This is a genomic window from Desulfobacter latus, from assembly GCF_013389365.1.
Classification (GTDB): Bacteria; Desulfobacterota; Desulfobacteria; order Desulfobacterales; family Desulfobacteraceae; genus Desulfobacter; species Desulfobacter latus.
Genome location: NZ_JACADJ010000082.1, coordinates 1 through 15,874 on the forward strand (window position 1 = coordinate 1; position 15,874 = coordinate 15,874).

16 protein-coding genes are annotated in these 15,874 nt (G+C 48.2%); 4 read left to right on the forward strand and 12 right to left on the reverse strand.

The genetic code is table 11. The features are described 5' to 3' along the window. Nucleotides 1–132 precede the first annotated feature (132 nt). The 4 genes from HXW94_RS16335 to HXW94_RS16350 form a co-directional block, all read right to left on the reverse strand. Nucleotides 133–999: a phospholipase D-like domain-containing protein gene (locus tag HXW94_RS16335; RefSeq protein WP_178367969.1), complete on the reverse strand. Its 867-nt coding sequence runs from the start codon at nucleotides 997–999 to the stop codon at nucleotides 133–135. A 658-nt stretch (nucleotides 1,000–1,657) separates the two neighbouring features. Beyond that, nucleotides 1,658–2,092: a DUF6088 family protein gene (locus HXW94_RS16340; RefSeq protein ID WP_178367970.1), complete on the reverse strand. Its 435-nt coding sequence runs from the start codon at nucleotides 2,090–2,092 to the stop codon at nucleotides 1,658–1,660. A gap of 113 nt (nucleotides 2,093–2,205) precedes the next feature. Next, nucleotides 2,206–2,466, reverse strand: a complete 261-nt coding sequence (locus tag HXW94_RS16345) for a hypothetical protein (RefSeq protein WP_178367971.1) — start codon at nucleotides 2,464–2,466, stop codon at nucleotides 2,206–2,208. A 244-nt stretch (nucleotides 2,467–2,710) separates the two neighbouring features. Further along, a complete protein-coding gene (locus HXW94_RS16350; RefSeq protein WP_178367972.1) occupies nucleotides 2,711–4,108 on the reverse strand; it encodes an MATE family efflux transporter in 1,398 nt (465 codons plus the stop codon). 166 nt (nucleotides 4,109–4,274) lie between these two features. Between HXW94_RS16350 and cobT the strand changes: the two genes are divergently transcribed. Together cobT and HXW94_RS16360 are read left to right on the forward strand one after the other, a co-directional pair. After that, nucleotides 4,275–5,336, forward strand: a complete 1,062-nt coding sequence (cobT, locus tag HXW94_RS16355) for a nicotinate-nucleotide--dimethylbenzimidazole phosphoribosyltransferase (protein ID WP_178367973.1) — start codon at nucleotides 4,275–4,277, stop codon at nucleotides 5,334–5,336. Beyond that, nucleotides 5,326–6,561 (forward strand): DEAD/DEAH box helicase, encoded by a 1,236-nt coding sequence (locus HXW94_RS16360; RefSeq protein ID WP_178367974.1) that lies wholly within the window; start codon nucleotides 5,326–5,328, stop codon nucleotides 6,559–6,561. The genes cobT and HXW94_RS16360 overlap by 11 nt, the downstream gene beginning before the upstream one ends. A 92-nt stretch (nucleotides 6,562–6,653) precedes the next feature. On the opposite strand, the gene HXW94_RS16365 is transcribed toward HXW94_RS16360, so the two are convergent. Then, nucleotides 6,654–7,340: a response regulator gene (locus tag HXW94_RS16365; protein WP_178367975.1), complete on the reverse strand. Its 687-nt coding sequence runs from the start codon at nucleotides 7,338–7,340 to the stop codon at nucleotides 6,654–6,656. A gap of 89 nt (nucleotides 7,341–7,429) precedes the next feature. On the opposite strand from HXW94_RS16365, the gene HXW94_RS16370 reads away from it, so the two are divergent. Both HXW94_RS16370 and HXW94_RS16375 read left to right on the forward strand, forming a co-directional pair. Then, nucleotides 7,430–8,413, forward strand: a complete 984-nt coding sequence (locus HXW94_RS16370; RefSeq protein WP_178367976.1) for a zinc dependent phospholipase C family protein — start codon at nucleotides 7,430–7,432, stop codon at nucleotides 8,411–8,413. Nucleotides 8,414–8,427: 14 nt separating this feature from the next. Then, nucleotides 8,428–9,714, forward strand: a complete 1,287-nt coding sequence (locus HXW94_RS16375) for an MFS transporter (protein ID WP_178367977.1) — start codon at nucleotides 8,428–8,430, stop codon at nucleotides 9,712–9,714. Between the two features lie 9 nt (nucleotides 9,715–9,723). On the opposite strand, the gene HXW94_RS16380 is transcribed toward HXW94_RS16375, so the two are convergent. The 7 genes from HXW94_RS16380 to HXW94_RS16410 all read right to left on the reverse strand — a co-directional run bounded on the left by HXW94_RS16380 (nucleotide 9,724) and on the right by HXW94_RS16410 (nucleotide 15,546). Continuing rightward, nucleotides 9,724–10,326: a hypothetical protein gene (locus tag HXW94_RS16380; protein WP_178367978.1), complete on the reverse strand. Its 603-nt coding sequence runs from the start codon at nucleotides 10,324–10,326 to the stop codon at nucleotides 9,724–9,726. 26 nt (nucleotides 10,327–10,352) lie between these two features. Beyond that, nucleotides 10,353–11,342, reverse strand: a complete 990-nt coding sequence (gene floA, locus HXW94_RS16385; RefSeq protein WP_178367979.1) for a flotillin-like protein FloA — start codon at nucleotides 11,340–11,342, stop codon at nucleotides 10,353–10,355. 36 nt (nucleotides 11,343–11,378) lie between these two features. Then, nucleotides 11,379–11,861 carry an NfeD family protein gene (locus tag HXW94_RS16390; RefSeq protein WP_178367980.1) on the reverse strand — a complete coding sequence of 161 codons (483 nt, stop codon included), beginning with the start codon at nucleotides 11,859–11,861 and terminating at the stop codon, nucleotides 11,379–11,381. Further along, nucleotides 11,858–13,330 carry an NfeD family protein gene (locus HXW94_RS16395; protein WP_246294149.1) on the reverse strand — a complete coding sequence of 491 codons (1,473 nt, stop codon included), beginning with the start codon at nucleotides 13,328–13,330 and terminating at the stop codon, nucleotides 11,858–11,860. The genes HXW94_RS16390 and HXW94_RS16395 overlap by 4 nt, the downstream gene beginning before the upstream one ends. Nucleotides 13,331–13,531: 201 nt before the next feature. Further along, nucleotides 13,532–13,918 carry a metal-dependent transcriptional regulator gene (locus tag HXW94_RS16400; protein WP_178367982.1) on the reverse strand — a complete coding sequence of 129 codons (387 nt, stop codon included), beginning with the start codon at nucleotides 13,916–13,918 and terminating at the stop codon, nucleotides 13,532–13,534. Between the two features lie 21 nt (nucleotides 13,919–13,939). Further along, nucleotides 13,940–14,281, reverse strand: coding sequence for a DUF134 domain-containing protein (locus tag HXW94_RS16405; protein WP_178367983.1), 342 nt, complete (start codon nucleotides 14,279–14,281; stop codon nucleotides 13,940–13,942). An 89-nt stretch (nucleotides 14,282–14,370) separates the two neighbouring features. After that, nucleotides 14,371–15,546, reverse strand: coding sequence for a pyridoxal phosphate-dependent aminotransferase (locus tag HXW94_RS16410; protein WP_178367984.1), 1,176 nt, complete (start codon nucleotides 15,544–15,546; stop codon nucleotides 14,371–14,373). Between the last annotated feature and the right edge of the window lie 328 nt (nucleotides 15,547–15,874).

The following is a 15,874-nucleotide window of genomic DNA, read 5'->3' on the forward strand; positions in this document are numbered from 1 at the left end:
CCGGTTTTATCGGCTGCATAATAATAACAATACCGTAGGTTCTACGGGATTTTAAGCCTGTGGAGAGGAAATGAGACCTAAGCAGTTTGTTCGGGCACACTCTATGAAGCAGGAATTTCTCATCATTTACGCCTAATAGGTAAGAATGAGTAAGAAGAAAGGAACAGAGGGTTTCCCGTCAAAGGGCAGGTTGACCTCTCCGGCTGAAAAATAATTCCATTCTATATTCTGGGTGAGGCCTTTCTTTGTCAGGTTGGATGAACCGATGATGAAAGCCCCCTTGCCGTCATGGTGCTCAAAAAGCCAGGTTTTCACATGGAAACCGGGCGGGGATTTTTCCAAAGGGATTTCAGGCGGGTGAAACACCCGCAATCCGGCATCGGGCAGATTTTCTTTAAAATGCTCAAAGTACATGGGCCTGGTGATGTTCCCCATCGTGGACAGGATCACCTTCAGTCTACCGCCGGCTTCCAGAAACCGGGTCAACTCCGCCATCATCAGGTTGGTGGCCCCCGGGGAATAAAAGGCCGAAGCGATCCGGACGTTTTTACTTAATGCAAGTTCGCTTCTTATGATCCGGAGCAGATCTTTCTGTTGTGCCGGATTGAACACCATGGCGGGCCGTTTAAAGGTTTCGAAGTCTAATGGTCCGCTGCCGCCGACCTGGTCCAGGAAAAGTTGTTTCTCAAAGACACCCCGGCTGACCGCCCTCTCCTGCCGGCGGCGCAGCAGGTCGTCCATGGTGAACCCATATTCGGACAGGGCTTTGAGGACGATCTCAAGGAGGTCGGCAGATTCCTTTAAAATATCTTCCCGGCTTTCCTTCTGCCATTCCTCAAACAGCTCGAAGGCCTCTTCCAGGATTTTACGGCCCACGGCATCCCACAATTCCTTTCCCCGGATTTCCCTGATGTGTGCTGTTTTACCATTGGCTTCGATTATTTCCGGAATTCTATCCCGGATCAATTTTTGGTAAATAATTGATTTCTGCTCAGTCATCCTTACCTTTCACCATATCAGTGCCATTATCCAGCCGAACCGGGCGACCCTACAAGGATGACTAATAAATTCGTGTACAAAAGGCAACAGGAACGTTTGCTATGCCTTACTCGATTTAACATTTTTCAGAAAGCCGTATCAAAATTCACCATTAAGTCTATTGACCGGGTATTAAATATTGGTACTATATATTTATCAAGCGAAAGCACCAAAAAAACTCTCGGGCAAATTTTTGCCAGGCCTCACCCATCCCCGGATACGGATAAAGGGGTAACCAGATTTGATCATCATTGACACAGATAGGAGGGCTTGGGGATAATGTATTTATAGCTTCAAAGGTCCCCTTTATAAGAAGAACTCCATCCAAATAGTTTTCTTAATTTTTGACTTGGATTGAATTTGAATGCGGTCGAATCCCGCCGGCGGTCCAGGTAAAAACTGCCAAATCCGGTTAATGAAACGCCATACCCTGATTTGAAGGTTTCGTAAAACGTCTCTGTTACAAGATGGTTATATCACAATGAAGCTACAATCCTCTTAAAAGACCAAAGTGCCTCACCAAAAGATATTCTCTCATCTTCGGGATCATAGGACATTGCATCAACAAACTTTGAATATCCCCAATGAACCATCAACACCGAATTCAATGGCAATGTCTTCAATCTGTCCGGGGCTGGGAGACTTTTTCATACTTTATAAACCTGCCGTTGAAACCTATTTTTTTTTTCACCCTTTTATTCACTCCCACCACCATACCGGTGGGCACCTGGGTTGTCCTTCCCTGGTTATATTCCCGCTCGTATTGAGTTGGGAGAACGGTGACACCTGATTTTTCTAAAGCGGTTATGGCAATGGCTCTGAGGTTTTCTTCAGGGACCGGCCTGCGGCTGATGGAAGAAATGCGAGCCCTTGTATATACCCCTTGCCCGACACGAATAATCAGATTTTTTGCGATAAGATTTCTCAAGGCACGTAAAACCTGGTCTCTTCCTGAAAGATCGGAAAAATCTTTTGGGATAAAAGTAGATTCTTTCGCCCGTTTAATGCGGTAACAGATTTTTTGCTCTAATGTCCTTTTACGCTTTACAGCCATAATTTCCTTCCATCCTGGCATGGGGGATTCAATTAATACAAATATACGACACATACAGCAAAGTCAACAGCATTAATTTTATAATATTTACAACAGGTAAAGCAAATCTATAATCAAATGCGAACCCTGTTTTTGATAATTTCTATATCAAAATTCAGTGCATTGGCAAAACTCACCCGAGCGAGCTCCCCATACAGACGTTCCGGTACCCCGCACGACCTGAAAACGGTCTGCCATCTGCGTTTTATGGTCATGGCAATTTCAGTGACGATGGCCAGGGCCCCGTCCCGATCCAGGCCAAAGGAAAAGGGTTGAGAGAGCAGGTTGGCAATGGTGGCGGTGCGGCCTTGGCTGCCCACGGCAAGGAAGGACATGGGGTGTCGTCCAGCCCCCGGGGCTGGGCCAGGTCATCCCTGACGCGGCCGGGGGTGCCGTGGATGCGCAACTGGTCTGCGATGTCCTGGTAGCTCCAGGCATGATCGCCACTGTTGTCCGGGCCCTGGGATTCTCCGGTTTTATCATGTAGTTATGGAAATACTGGTTTATGTATGAAATGCTTTTCCCAGGTTAAGTTAAGTTTATCGCTCTTGAATACAAACACTTTTTTTGACGGATAATTCAAGGATTCCCTCCAGGTGATGCTTCCGGATCCGCCACAAGGTTTTTAATCCATTTTTTTGAAAAAAAGCGCGGCAAGCCGATCATCAGCTTAAACATTTCTTCCAGGGCAATCAGGGCCATGACACCGTACACGGGCCAATGGAGGACAAACGCGCCGATAAATGCCATGGGTACGCCAATGCACCATACGGAACTCAGATCCATGAGAAAGGCGAATTTTGTGTCTCCTCCGCCCCTGAACACCGACACCACCGTTGTAAAATTAGTGGTCTTTGCCCAAAAGACAAGACCTGTTGTCAGCATCAGGTAGTAGGCATTCTCGTAAGCTGCCGTGGAAATATTGTAAAATCCCAGGATAAAATGTCTGCACAAAATGAGCACAACTCCAGCACCAAGGGCCATGGGAAGCTGGACCCAAAGCATGAATTTGCCATAAGCGAACGCCCGGTTGTATCTTTTTGCCCCAATGCTGTTACCGATGAGAATGGAACCGGCGTGGAAAATGCCGAAAAAGGGAACAAATAAAAATTCCTCAAGGGTGGCTACGATATTGACTGCCGCAATGGACTGTGTCCCCATGCGGGCGTAAACCAGTTTGTAGATGCTCACGCCTGTAACCCAGAAGAATTCATTGAGAAACACAGGCCAGCAAGTGGCCGTGATCCGCTTGACAAAGGCAAAATCGAATGACAGCATGTCTTTTACTGACGCGGCAAGGGGGTACGGTTTCAGGTAGATGATCGCCGTTAACAGGCCGGTTTCAATCAATTTTGCCGTGCAGGTGCCAATGGCCGCACCGGTGACACCCATGGCGGAAAAGCCAAGCTTGCCGAAAATCAGGCAGTAGTTGAGCACAATATTGACAACCACGGCGACAAATGAAGAGACCAAAGGCACACCGGCAAACCCCATACTCCGCATATTGGTCATAAACGAGAAGGTTACGCAAAAAGGCACAAAGGCAAATCCCACAATACGAAGATATCCGGCCCCAAGACGTACCACTTCGGCATCATTGGAAAATAACGAAATCACGGCTGCGGGAAAAAACAGCGCTGCAGCGGCAAACACGGCACCGATGGCAAATCCTGCCAGGATCCCAAGACCGGACAACTGGTGGATCCGTGAGATATCCTTTCTGCCCCAGTACTGGGCCGTGAATATGGCGATACCAGAATGGACGCCGAACTGGATAACAAAAAAGATAAAAACAAACTGATTGGCAATGCCCACGGCCGCCACGGCCGCATCATGAAGCCGGCCGATCATGAGTATGTCTATCACAGCCATGGAACCGGTCAAAAGATATTGCAGGGAAATGGGTAGCGCCAGCCTGAAAAGCAGACTTAAAAAAGTCTTGGGGGGAATTACCTTATCCCTGTCTGTGGCGTGCATATGAAATGGCCTGCTTTCAATAAAAATAAGAAACCCTATATCAGCAGAGGTCCCAGGTCAAGGCTGTTTGCGAACGGATAAAAGTTACCGGAAAAAAACACGAAAAATCATTGACCTTGATATCAAACGGGTTTAGGGTACTTTCTTTTCAACATGAGGTAAAACAATGTCCCTGCTTGAACAAACCATTTCGGCCATCAAATCCGAACTTAATCACGACGCACATGCAAAGGCCAAACAGCGTCTTCAGGACCAGGCAAAACCCCCCGGCAGCCTGGGAATTATGGAAGAGATCGGGGCTCGTCTGGCTGCTATCAAAGGAACCATTGACGTCCATTTAACCAATAAACAAATCATCACCTGCGCCGGTGATCACGGTGTGGTTGCGGAAGGGGTCAGTGCCTTCCCCGCAGAAGTCACCCCCCGGATGGTGTTTAATTTTGTCGAGGGCGGGGCATCCGTCAACATCATCGGTAAACATGCCGGGGCCCGGGTGAACGCTGCAGATATCGGTGTAAATTACGATTTTGACCCCGGGCTGCCCATTTTTCATAAAAAAGTAAAGTACGGCACCGATAATTTTACAAAAGGGCCTGCCATGACCCGGGCAGAGGCGATTCAATCCATTGAAGCGGGCATTGAAATCGTCAATGAACTGCACGCCCAGACCCCTGTGGATCTTCTGGGCACTGGGGATATGGGCATTGGCAATACCACGCCTTCCACTGCTATTATTGCGGCATTTTCCGGCCTGCCCGTGGAGCGCCTGACCGGCCGGGGCTCAGGCGTTGACGATAAAGGGCTTGCCAATAAAATTGCTGTGATTCAAAAAGGACTGGACATAAACGAGCCTGACCCCAAGGATCCCCTTGATGTGCTGGCCAAGGTCGGCGGACTTGAAATCGGCGGGCTGGCAGGGCTGGTGATCGGTGCCGCCGCTAAAGGCATTCCAGTGGTCTGCGACGGATTGATCTCCACGGCCGGCGCCCTGATTGCCTGTGAACTGGCCCCGGCAGCAAAAAACTACCTGTTTGCCTCCCACAAATCTGTGGAAATCGGCCAGAAATACATGCATGACCGCCTGGGTCTGGCGCCTTTGATCGATTTGAAATTCCGTCTCGGGGAAGGTACCGGTGCTGCGGTGTGCATGGCACTTCTGGATCTTGCCACGCGCATTCTTGCTGATATTAAAACATTTGATGAAGTAGGTATTTCCAATGAAATTTGACACATATGCAATAAACAGCACCTTGAAAAAAAACCTGGGAGTACAGGGGTTTATCAGGCCCACAGATATTCAGTACAAAGCGATCCCCTCTATATTAAAAGGGGAAGACGTCCTGGCCATTGCCCAGACCGGCACCGGAAAAACCGTTGCATTTGCCGTGCCTGTTATAGATACCATTCTGAACCTGAAAAAAAACAAAAAAAACCAAGGCATCCAGAGCATTATCATGGTGCCCACCAGGGAATTGGCGGTTCAGATACAGGACGTCTTCATGCTATTGTGCAGCAAAACAAAAGTTAAACCCTTTGCCGTTTTCGGCGGGGTGGAACAGGATAAACAGATTCAGACACTGGTAAAAGGGGTTGATATCCTGATTGCCACGCCGGGCCGCATGTTTGACCTGATCAGCCAGAAAGCCATTGATATTCGCCAGGTTAAAATTTTAATCCTTGATGAAGCCGATCAAATGCTGGCCAAAGGATTTTTTGATGATATCCAGTGCATCAAACGACTTTTGAAACAACGTCACCAGACGCTGTTCTTTTCGGCAACAATAGATAAGAACATTAAGAAGCTGGCCTATTCACAGGTTAAGTCCTCTGCCGTGCGCATTCAAATATCGCCTGATGATCCGGTATCAAAAAATGTATCCCACTATGTAATTTTTGTGGAAATGGACGATAAACGTTTCTTTTTACGCAAATTCATCCGGGACAATCCAGACAGCAAAATCCTGGTTTTTGTCAGGACGACCGTAAGGGCCGAACGCGTGGCAAAAGCCCTGGAAAGAGCCGATATAAACGCATTGACCATTTATGGTCAAAAAGATCAGGAGCAGCGGCTGGCCGTGTTGACCCGTTTTAAACAGGGCGCAGATAAGATACTTATTGCCACGGATGTATCAGCCCGGGGAATTGATATCCCCAATGTCGATTATGTAATCAATTATGATCTTCCCGAACAACGAGAAGTTTATGTCCACCGGGTGGGCAGAACCGGGCGTGGTCGCGCCAAGGGGAAAGCCATATCATTTTGCAGCAGCCAGGAAAAGAACCTGTTAACGGAAATCCAGGATTTTTTAGGCAAACAAATAGAAACAATAGCGGTTTCCAAGGATGAGTATGCCTTTACGGTTGAAGTCACAGAGACATCAAAAGATATCAGAGAAATGATCCTGGCCAACGAAGCGTGGGAAAAGAAAAAAGGCCGCCGAAAAAAACGGTGACAAAAGAGACCTATAGTTCCGGTCATATGACTTCAAACCAAAAAACAGCCCTAACCTATTTTAAATATTGCGATCAACACCTCAAAAAAATATCAAGTCATGTGACCGGAACTATAATCCACAATGCCGATATAACCTGTTTTTTCAAAATGCACGGCACAGCGCACCAGTTCACTTGCATGTTTAATATTAAGCTTTTTTTTAATACGTTCCCTGTAGGTCCCAATGGTTTTGATACTTAAAAACAGGCGCTCGGCAATTTCCCTGCTTGAAAAGCCCCTGCCGATCAGCTTGAAAACCTGGAGCTCCCGGTCGGTTAAACGGTCGAATGGACTTTTTTCCTGTGCTTCGGGTGGATTGGCCATGGACAAAAGAATATGCTCTTTGACGTTTTCATTGAGATAAATTTTTCCGGCAAGCAAAAGATGGATGGCGTTGACAACGGACTCCACAGCCTCATGCTTCATAATGTATCCATGGGCTCCGGCAGACAAGGCCCTGGGCGCATAAAGGTATTCATCATGCATGGACAGCACCAGCACAGGGATATTGCTGTGATGCTGTTTTACATATTTGACCAGATCAAGTCCGTCAGACTGTTTTAAGGAAAGATCCGTAATGATCAGGTCCGGTTTTATATGATTTATTTCATCAATGGCCGGCTCAACATCTCTGGCACTTCCATATGCAGCCAAGTCGCGTTCCTGATTGATCAACTCCGCCAGACCCAGCCTGAAAATGGGATGATCTTCCACCAGCAAAATTTTCTTTTTGGACATATACCATCCGTATTGACTGTGATATCGTTCATTTTTCTATATCACCAACCAGGTATGAATACCAGAGATAAGAAATAAGGAGGACATATATGCCAAAAGAAATTACACACATTGCGCTGGCCGAACAGGTGAAACCTGTTCTGCCCGAAACCTCAAAATTTTTCCAGCCGGTTCAAACATTCCCCTTGATATTTCTCATTGGGGCGGTGTGTCCGGATTCGCCGTTTTATTATCTGGCCGGCCCGCAAAAAAAACAGGTGCAGGCCATGGCCAAACCGTTTCACCGGCCAAACAAACAAGCCCTTTTACCGGTACTCAAATTTTTGAACCATCACCGCACGCCATGGGCACTGGCACTTGCCGCCGGCATCGTATGCCACATCATGTCCGACTCAACCTTTCATCCATTGGTTTATTATTATGCCGGTATGGACGGGATGCACACCGGTGCCACAGCCCGGCACAGGTATTTTGAAACGGCCATGGATGTTCATTTTCAATACCTGTTCCGCGGAAAAACCCGGTTGTATAAAATTATCAGACAGGCAAACATTTCAAAACGGACGCTTTATCAGCTTATGGCCGACCTGTTTTTACCCCACCCCCCCAACACCGCCTTTGTAAAACACGCCCTGCAATGGCACGCAACACTTCATGCACTGTTTGGCGCGTCTGTAATACGCAAGGGGACCATAAAGATGGCCGGCACGCCACATCCCGTACCTGATTCTTTCGCCGGATTGATTTATCCTTTCAGCAGCCCCTGCTTTTTGCCGTTTTTTTCAGGCCGGCTTAAATATCGGCATCCCTGTTCCGGGGCTTTCTACGTTACAGATCTTTTGACCTTGATTCGAGAGGTGGTAAATGCCACCCTTGCGGTTCTTGGTACCATTGACCGGGCAATGGAGATATGCAAAATAAACCAAAAAAGAGAACGGCTTGAATCTCTGGTTTTAGCGGATACGGCCCTGCCGGACATCTGCCCGGATCTGCCGGCAAATACATTTAGCAGATGGCATGGCCGGCAGGATATCAAACCGCTGCTATACCATGGTGTTACACGACCATTTTAACTATGGGAAAACATATGAACCGCACCGGGACAGACAAAAAACAGATATTTGGCTGGGTGATGTACGATTTTGCCAACTCTGCCTATACCACGTTGATTGTCACGTTTATTTATGCCACTTATTTTGTTTCAGCCATTGCGCCGGATAACATCCACGGTACCGCGCTGTGGTCCAGGGCCGTCACGCTGACAGCGTTTTCGGTCGCCTTTTTATCTCCTCTGCTTGGGGCCCTGGCCGACCATGGAAATCTACGAAAAATGTTTTTGTTTATTTCCACATTGATTGGTGCGGCGGCCTCAGCCATGCTTTGGTTTGTCAAGCCGGGGCAGGTCTACCAGGCTTTGATCTGGTTTGTTCTGTCCAATATCGCCTTTGAAGTTGGTATGGTATTTTACAACGCATTCCTGCCGGATATTGCCAGTGAAAAAAACATTGGACGGATTTCCGGCATTGGCTGGGGGGTGGGGTATATTGGCGGGCTTTTGGCCATGTTCGTTGCCATGGCCGGTTTTATCAATCCGGAAAATCCCTGGTTCGGCGTGTCCCGTGAATCCGGGGCCAACATCCGGGCCACCTGCATCCTGGTGGCGCTGTGGTACGGACTGTTTTCCATCCCCTTGTTCGTTCTTGTGAAATCCAGCCCCGGGAATCCGAAAAAAGACAGCAGCAAAGCCGCCATCATCCGGGCGGCCTTTGCCGATCTTAAAGACACGTTTAAAGATATCCGTTCCTACCGGGAAATCGTCACACTGCTGATTGCAAGAATGATCTACAACGATGGTCTTGTCACTATTTTTGCTTTTGGGGGAATTTATGCCGCCGGCACCTTTGGTTTCTCCTTTAAGGAAATCATGATCTTCGGCATTGTACTCAACCTGGCAGCCGGCACAGGTGCTTTAATCATGGGCATATTTGACGACAAACTGGGGGGCAAAGCCACCATCCAGATATCCAATATCATTTTAACCCTGGCTGTAATCCTGGCGGTTTTTGCGCCCGACAAGGAAATGTTCTGGACTGCAGGCGTACTTGTTGGCTTTTTTGCAGGTCCCAACCAGAGTGCCAGCCGCTCCCTGCTCGGCCGTTTCGTTCCCCGGGAAAAAGAGAATCAATTCTTTGGGTTTTTCACCTTTTCAGGCAAATTAACAGCGTTTTTCGGGCCGTTGTTTCTGGGAATTTTAACCCAGATGTTTAATTCCCAGCGTGCCGGGGTTGCGGTTGTGGCCGTTTTCTTCGTTATTGGATTTTTGATTTTATCCAAGGTGGACGAACAGGCAGGAAAGGCGGCTGCAGGCAAATAAAAACAAGTTTTATTGATCCTTTAACGCAACCGGTTTTGCAAGGATCTCCGACCAGATCACGGCCCTTTGAAGTCCCCGGGCCCGGTCCCGGGCCGGCAGGTGTCTTGGACTAGACCTTGGGTAACCTGCCTGCATGGCATTATGCCCAAAAGAATTCAGGGGTAGAGATTTTGATTCCCTTTTTTCCGTTCTCTTGGTGGCTTTTCTGTGAATTTCTTTTTTTGTGGAAACAAAAAGAGGTTCTTCATTAACAGACGTAATCGGCTCAAGGACTTGGGCATCTGCGTCATCGGAATAAAAGCCCACATCTTTCCTGTCATCAATTTCATCCCAGAAGGTTTGGTTTACAGATGCGTTTCCGGCCTGGTCCAAGGGCCTCTCATTGAATTCCCGGGAGGGGCGCCTCTGCCCGGAGGCCTCTTTTTTCCGGGCTTGCTCAACCTGGGCTTCCATTTCCCGGGCCGCTTCTTGAAGCGCTTCACGTATTTTTCCCAAAATGGAAAATCCGCTCTGCTTTGATTTGCCTGGTTTTTGTGTCTTCTTTCTTTTCAAAAAAGGAGACACAACAAAAATCAAAAACAAAACCAACGTAATAAAATCACCAAAATCCATAATGTTATCCTGATTTTTTTTCGATATTATTTGAGGGACTCATCCGGCTGATCCGGCTGATCAGGGGCCGCAATGGTGTCTCTCATCCGGGTATCAGCGCTGATATTCTGCATCTTATAATAGTCCATAATCCCAAGATTGCCGCTTCTGAACGCCTCAGCCATGGCCAGGGGCACCTGGGCTTCGGCCTCCACCACCTTGGCCCGCATTTCCTGGACCCGGGCCTTCATCTCCTGTTCCTGGGCATAGGCCATGGCGCGTTTTTCCTCGGCCTTGGCCTGGGCAATTTTTTTGTCTGCCTCGGCTCTGTCGGTTTCAAGCTCCGCACCGATATTTTTGCCCACATCCACATCCGCAATATCAATGGAAAGGATCTCATAGGCGGTGCCGGCATCCAGCCCCTTCTTTAAAACCATTTTGGAAATGGTGTCCGGATTTTCCAGCACCTGCTTATGGGTGACGGCCGACCCAATGGTTGTTACAATGCCCTCGCCCACACGGGCCAGGATGGTCTCTTCGCCGGCCCCGCCCACCAGGCGGTCAATATTGGCCCGCACCGTGACCCTGGAAATGGCCTTGAGCTGGATGCCGTCCTTGGCCATGGCCGCCACAATGGGCGTTTCAATAACTTTAGGGTTCACCGACATCTGTACGGCTTCCAGCACATCCCGACCGGCAAGGTCAATGGCCGCGGCCCGGTTAAAGGGAAGATCAATATTGGCCTTGTCCGCAGCAATAAGCGCCTGAATCACCCGGGACACATTACCGCCGGCAAGGTAATGGGATTCAAGACTGTCCGTGGCAATATCAATCCCGGCCTTCACAGCCATGATTTTGGATTCCACAACCAGTTTGGGCGGCACCTTTCTGAATCGCATGAAAATAATGTTGAACAGTCCCACCCGGGCACCGGACACCAGGGCCTGAATCCACAGACCAATGTAGGAAAACGCAAAATAAACAAGCACCAGGCCGAGGATGCCGGCAATAATAAGAAGAATGGACATAATCTGCATGTTAAACCACCTTTTTTAAAATTATAATTTAGTATGTTATATATTTTCCCGGCGACAGACAATCACCTGGTTACCCGTAACCTTGCAGACCCTTAAAGGCGTGCCTGCCTCGATAAATTCTCCGTCCGTGACCACGTCCAGGCGAACACCGTCAATCAGAGCGGTTCCGGACGGACGAAGGGTTGTGATGCTTTGCCCGGTGCCGTCCAGGTACTTTTCAAGATCCGGGGACTGGGAAACCACACCCTGGGATGCAGATAATTCCTCTTTAAGAGACAAAGGAGAAAACGCCAACATTTTAAATCCCACAATAAGCACCACGGGAACAAGGATCAGATCCACCCCCAAAACCGCATAAAACACTGACATGGGAAACGTACTGTACACAAGGAAAAGGGAATATCCGACAAACCCCAGGGCCGTGATGGATAAAAGCCCCATGGACGGCAGAAATATCTCGGCAATAACGGTAAAGATTGCCATGATCTGGAGAACTAAAGGCAGTATCCAGGCACTCATGTTTCCCTCTTTTCCATAATCGTTTCAACAATCACATGGCCTGCGGTTACCCGGATCACCCGGACCTGTGTGGCCGGATCAATAAAATCACCCTGGGTAACGGCATCAACTTTTCTGTCCCGGATACGGACCTTGCCCGAAGGCCGCAATGTCGTCAAAGAGACACCTTCATCTCCGGCAGATATACCTAAGGCCTCGGTGGATTCAACACGGGAATCCTGAAGTGTGGCATCCAGATACGGTCCCTTAATCACCTTGGACAATTTGGGTAGCGCAAAACGCACCACAGACATTGAAACCAGCAGCGCACCCAGGGCGCTGCCCATGACCAGTCCCAGATTTTTTATCATGAGCGCTCCCTGCCAGGGCAGGTTTGGGTCGGGCAGCACAAAATTCTGAAAAGAAAGCACAAGGCCTGCGGCCAGGACAATGATGGCGCTGATACCGGCAATGCCGAATCCCGGCAGAACAAACATTTCCAACCCCATAAGCAGAAAACCGATGATGAATACCAGGATTTCCGTATAATCGGCAAGCCCCACCAGGTACTGGTTGAAAAACACAAGTCCCAGGCAAATAATACCCACAATGCCGGGGATACCGAATCCCGGGGCCTTAATCTCCGTATACACGGCACCAATGCCTAAAATCATGAGAATCGGCAAAAAGGGCTGGAGCCACCTGACAAAAGTTTCCGACCAGTTTTCCGAAACCTCAATTTTTTGAGCCGCCCCGTACCCCAGAACGTCAAGGGCCTGGTCAAGGGTAGCAACACTCTGACGGGAAAACCCAAGATCGGCAGCTTCTTTATCATCCATGGTTAAAAGCTCGCCTTCGCTTACAACCGTGGATTTACGAATGACCTTTGCCTTTTCTTCTTCAGAAAGCTCCTGCCAGGTCGTTTTATCCATGTATTCAGAACGATCTTCCCAGGTAATCTTATATACCTCCATGGATTTGGACACCATGGATTCAGCCAGAACTTCAGAATAATTGTTTCGCTTGGCCAGGGTACGAAACTGCGCCCGAAGGACGGTCTGGGTTTTTTCACCGGCTTCCTTTTGGCCTTCACTGGTTTGAATAATGGGCGCACAGTCGCCGATCAGGGTATTTTCCTTCATGATCAGGGTACCGGCGGAAAGCGCAATCAGCGCCCCTGCAGAAATGGCCCTTTTCTCCACATAGGCAATGGTTTTTTCTTTTGGTACGGTGCTGATGGTTTCCACAATATCAAAGGCGGCATCCACCCGTCCCCCGAATGTGTCCAGGGAAAATACTAAAATGGCGGTGTCATCCTTTTCAAGGGAGGAGACCACCCGTTTGAGGTAAGCGGCCATGCCCGGCTCAACAGTCCCGGAAACGGGAATGATGTGTACCACCGGACCGGCAGCCTTAGCTGCAGCGGAAAGGATAAATACAAAAAACAGGACCGTAGCCCATACTTGGGATAGCTTTGCTTTTGGCAACATGGCAGATCTCATTTTGAAAGGCATCATCTCTCATTTTTTTGAAACGCGATGAATTTAACACATCATACCATAATTAAAAGCAATTATATCCATAATTTTTAACTTGAGAGTATAGGAATTTCCAGCGCCCAGTACCCAGCACCCCGTCCAAAGGGCGCTAATTTAAGATAATTGAATAAAATAAAATAAAATGGTTGACTATCAGGCATCCAATTTTGTAACAAATGCCTTGAATTTTATAAAATTTTTATGATTCATGGCATGTTCCATACGGCATGCGGCTTGTTCAGCGGTATCTTCATCAAGTTCCACATGTTTGAATAAAAAATGCTTGAATACATTATGACGGGTTGTAACTTCTTTTGCGATTTTATCGCCTTTGGGGGTCAGGGTGATATATCCATAAGGCTCGTAATTGATCAGTTTCCGGTCAGCCAGTTTCTTGAGGGTGCCGGTAACAGATCCGCACTTAATATTCAGTTTTGCAGCAATATCTTTTGACCGGGCCACCGTATTCATGGTCTGAAGTTCCAGTATGACTTCAAGGTAATCTTCAAGGCTTTCGGAAAGGGTGTGTTCGCTATTCATGGTTATCATCTCCATTTTTTATTAACGTCCTTGCGGTTTTCTGCGTCCATGCCGCCACCCTCGGCCCTTTCTCCGGCCTCGCATCTCATAGCAACCACCCTGCAATGTCAGTCGCTTGGCAGTAACTAAAGATTCAGCTATTTTATAGCGGGCGGTTTTCAAAATCCGTCCCACGGTCTGTCGGGAAACATCCATCACCTGCGCGGCACCTGACTGATCCATCCCCTCAAAATCTATAAGTCTGAGGGCTTCAAATTCTTCCAGGGAAAGGATGACTTCTCCGGTCTCTTCCGTTCCTCTGGGCTTAAACCCTTTAATGGCCGGTTTGGATGCAATACATCTGGGTCGTTTGGGTCTTGGCATGGTTTTTCCTTGTTATGATCATTTGACCAAAATATAAATTCAGATAAAGATTATGTCAAGAAAACTTTTCATTATTTGATTAAAATAGTTTAATTAAATGACCTTGAGCGGGTTCTTGCGGCAAGAAACCGCTCAAGGCGATCCATGGCTTCAGAAAGTTTTTCTCTGTTTATGGTGCAGGCAATGCGGATACATCCTTCACAGGATATCCCGAATGGATAGCCGGGTACCACCACGACTTTTTCCGCTTTTATTAAATCCAGGGCAAACTGTCGGGATTGGTTGGTTATGCTGGAAATATCGGCAAACACGTAAAAACTGCCTTTGGGACGGCGGACCCGGACCCCGGGCATGGACTCAAGCCGTGAGCAGACCAGCTCCACCCGGCGTTCAAAGGTATCAGACATCTCTTTGATCACTTCATCCGGCGTATCCAGGGCAGCAATGGCTGCCCGCTGGCTCACACTGCAGGCACAGGCCACGGCGTAGTTGCACACTTTCACCATCTGATCAATGACAGGCTTGGGGCCATAGGCAAACCCCACCCGCCATCCGGTCATGGCATAGGTTTTGGAAAAGGAATTAATCACAAGGGCATGGTTTTCCATACCCGGACAATTATATATGGATGAGGCCCGGCCTTCAAAGGAGATCCGGTCATACACCTCATCGGATACCACGCAAAGATCGTGGGCCTTGGCAATGGCGGAGATCTCTTCCAGCACGCTTTGGGGCACAACCGTCCCTGTGGGATTATTGGGCGAGTTGATCAGAATAATTTTTGTTTTCGACGTAATGGCGGCTTCAATGTCTTTCGGGTCGGGCAAAAACCCTTTATCAAACCCCGAAGGCACATATCTGGGCACTGCATGGGTCAGGGTGATGTGGGCCAGATAATCCGGAAAATGGGGTTCAATGAGGATGATTTCATCTCCGGGGTCCATAAGGGTCCTGAAGGCACTTGCCAGGCCGTTCATGGCGCCATGGGTGATCATAATGCACTCCGGCGGAACGGTTTTACCAAGGTCCTTTGACAGGTTAACAGACAATTTTTCGATGAGCTGTGGGTCACCCTGGGCGTGGGTGTAGTGGGTATGGCCCTTCCGGGCATCTTCAAAGGCTTTTTCGATAATGGGGGCCGGGGTATTAAAATCAGGCTCCCCAATGCCAAGGGAGATGACATCATCATATTGGGCGGCGACCTGACTCATTTCCCGTATTACGCTGTACCGCAGGGCGTCAATATTTTTAGAGATATACAACATTCTTTCCTTAGAACGATTTACGCATAATCCTCGCCAAATCCATGGTTACAGGATCATATCCCGATCCTGTTTCAATGTTTTTCAAACCCATTGGACTTGACATTGGTTTTCTGCGCTAAAAATTGATATATATTACTTTTTACCTATGCGGCCCTGTTCCTTTGTTTTAATAATGTGAACCGCTTTTGGGTCGGAAATGAACGTCAACTACCCACCGACACCTTTGGTGATCGGTGGGCTTGTGACTTCGGTTGCAAGTCCTGTTGATTAGCCTTGAGAGCCTTCGGGCTTTCGTTCTAAAGGAATATATAGGCACCCTGGTAATATT

What these genes read in the sequence shown, in the direction of transcription:
- HXW94_RS16365 (WP_178367975.1), bottom strand. Translation starts at nt 7,340, where the DNA reads ATGTCCAAAAAGAAAATTTTGCTGGTGGAAGATCATCCCATTTTCAGG.
- HXW94_RS16370 (WP_178367976.1), top strand. Translation starts at nt 7,430, where the DNA reads ATGCCAAAAGAAATTACACACATTGCGCTGGCCGAACAGGTGAAACCT.
- HXW94_RS16335 (WP_178367969.1), bottom strand. Translation starts at nt 999, where the DNA reads ATGACTGAGCAGAAATCAATTATTTACCAAAAATTGATCCGGGATAGA.
- HXW94_RS16410 (WP_178367984.1), bottom strand. Translation starts at nt 15,546, where the DNA reads ATGTTGTATATCTCTAAAAATATTGACGCCCTGCGGTACAGCGTAATA.
- HXW94_RS16390 (WP_178367980.1), bottom strand. Translation starts at nt 11,861, where the DNA reads ATGAGTGCCTGGATACTGCCTTTAGTTCTCCAGATCATGGCAATCTTT.
- HXW94_RS16340 (WP_178367970.1), bottom strand. Translation starts at nt 2,092, where the DNA reads ATGGCTGTAAAGCGTAAAAGGACATTAGAGCAAAAAATCTGTTACCGC.
- HXW94_RS16400 (WP_178367982.1), bottom strand. Translation starts at nt 13,918, where the DNA reads ATGAATAGCGAACACACCCTTTCCGAAAGCCTTGAAGATTACCTTGAA.
- HXW94_RS16380 (WP_178367978.1), bottom strand. Translation starts at nt 10,326, where the DNA reads ATGGATTTTGGTGATTTTATTACGTTGGTTTTGTTTTTGATTTTTGTT.
- HXW94_RS16395 (WP_246294149.1), bottom strand. Translation starts at nt 13,330, where the DNA reads ATGTTGCCAAAAGCAAAGCTATCCCAAGTATGGGCTACGGTCCTGTTT.
- HXW94_RS16375 (WP_178367977.1), top strand. Translation starts at nt 8,428, where the DNA reads ATGAACCGCACCGGGACAGACAAAAAACAGATATTTGGCTGGGTGATG.
- HXW94_RS16405 (WP_178367983.1), bottom strand. Translation starts at nt 14,281, where the DNA reads ATGCCAAGACCCAAACGACCCAGATGTATTGCATCCAAACCGGCCATT.
- cobT (WP_178367973.1), top strand. Translation starts at nt 4,275, where the DNA reads ATGTCCCTGCTTGAACAAACCATTTCGGCCATCAAATCCGAACTTAAT.
- HXW94_RS16350 (WP_178367972.1), bottom strand. Translation starts at nt 4,108, where the DNA reads ATGCACGCCACAGACAGGGATAAGGTAATTCCCCCCAAGACTTTTTTA.
- HXW94_RS16345 (WP_178367971.1), bottom strand. Translation starts at nt 2,466, where the DNA reads ATGTCCTTCCTTGCCGTGGGCAGCCAAGGCCGCACCGCCACCATTGCC.
- floA (WP_178367979.1), bottom strand. Translation starts at nt 11,342, where the DNA reads ATGCAGATTATGTCCATTCTTCTTATTATTGCCGGCATCCTCGGCCTG.
- HXW94_RS16360 (WP_178367974.1), top strand. Translation starts at nt 5,326, where the DNA reads ATGAAATTTGACACATATGCAATAAACAGCACCTTGAAAAAAAACCTG.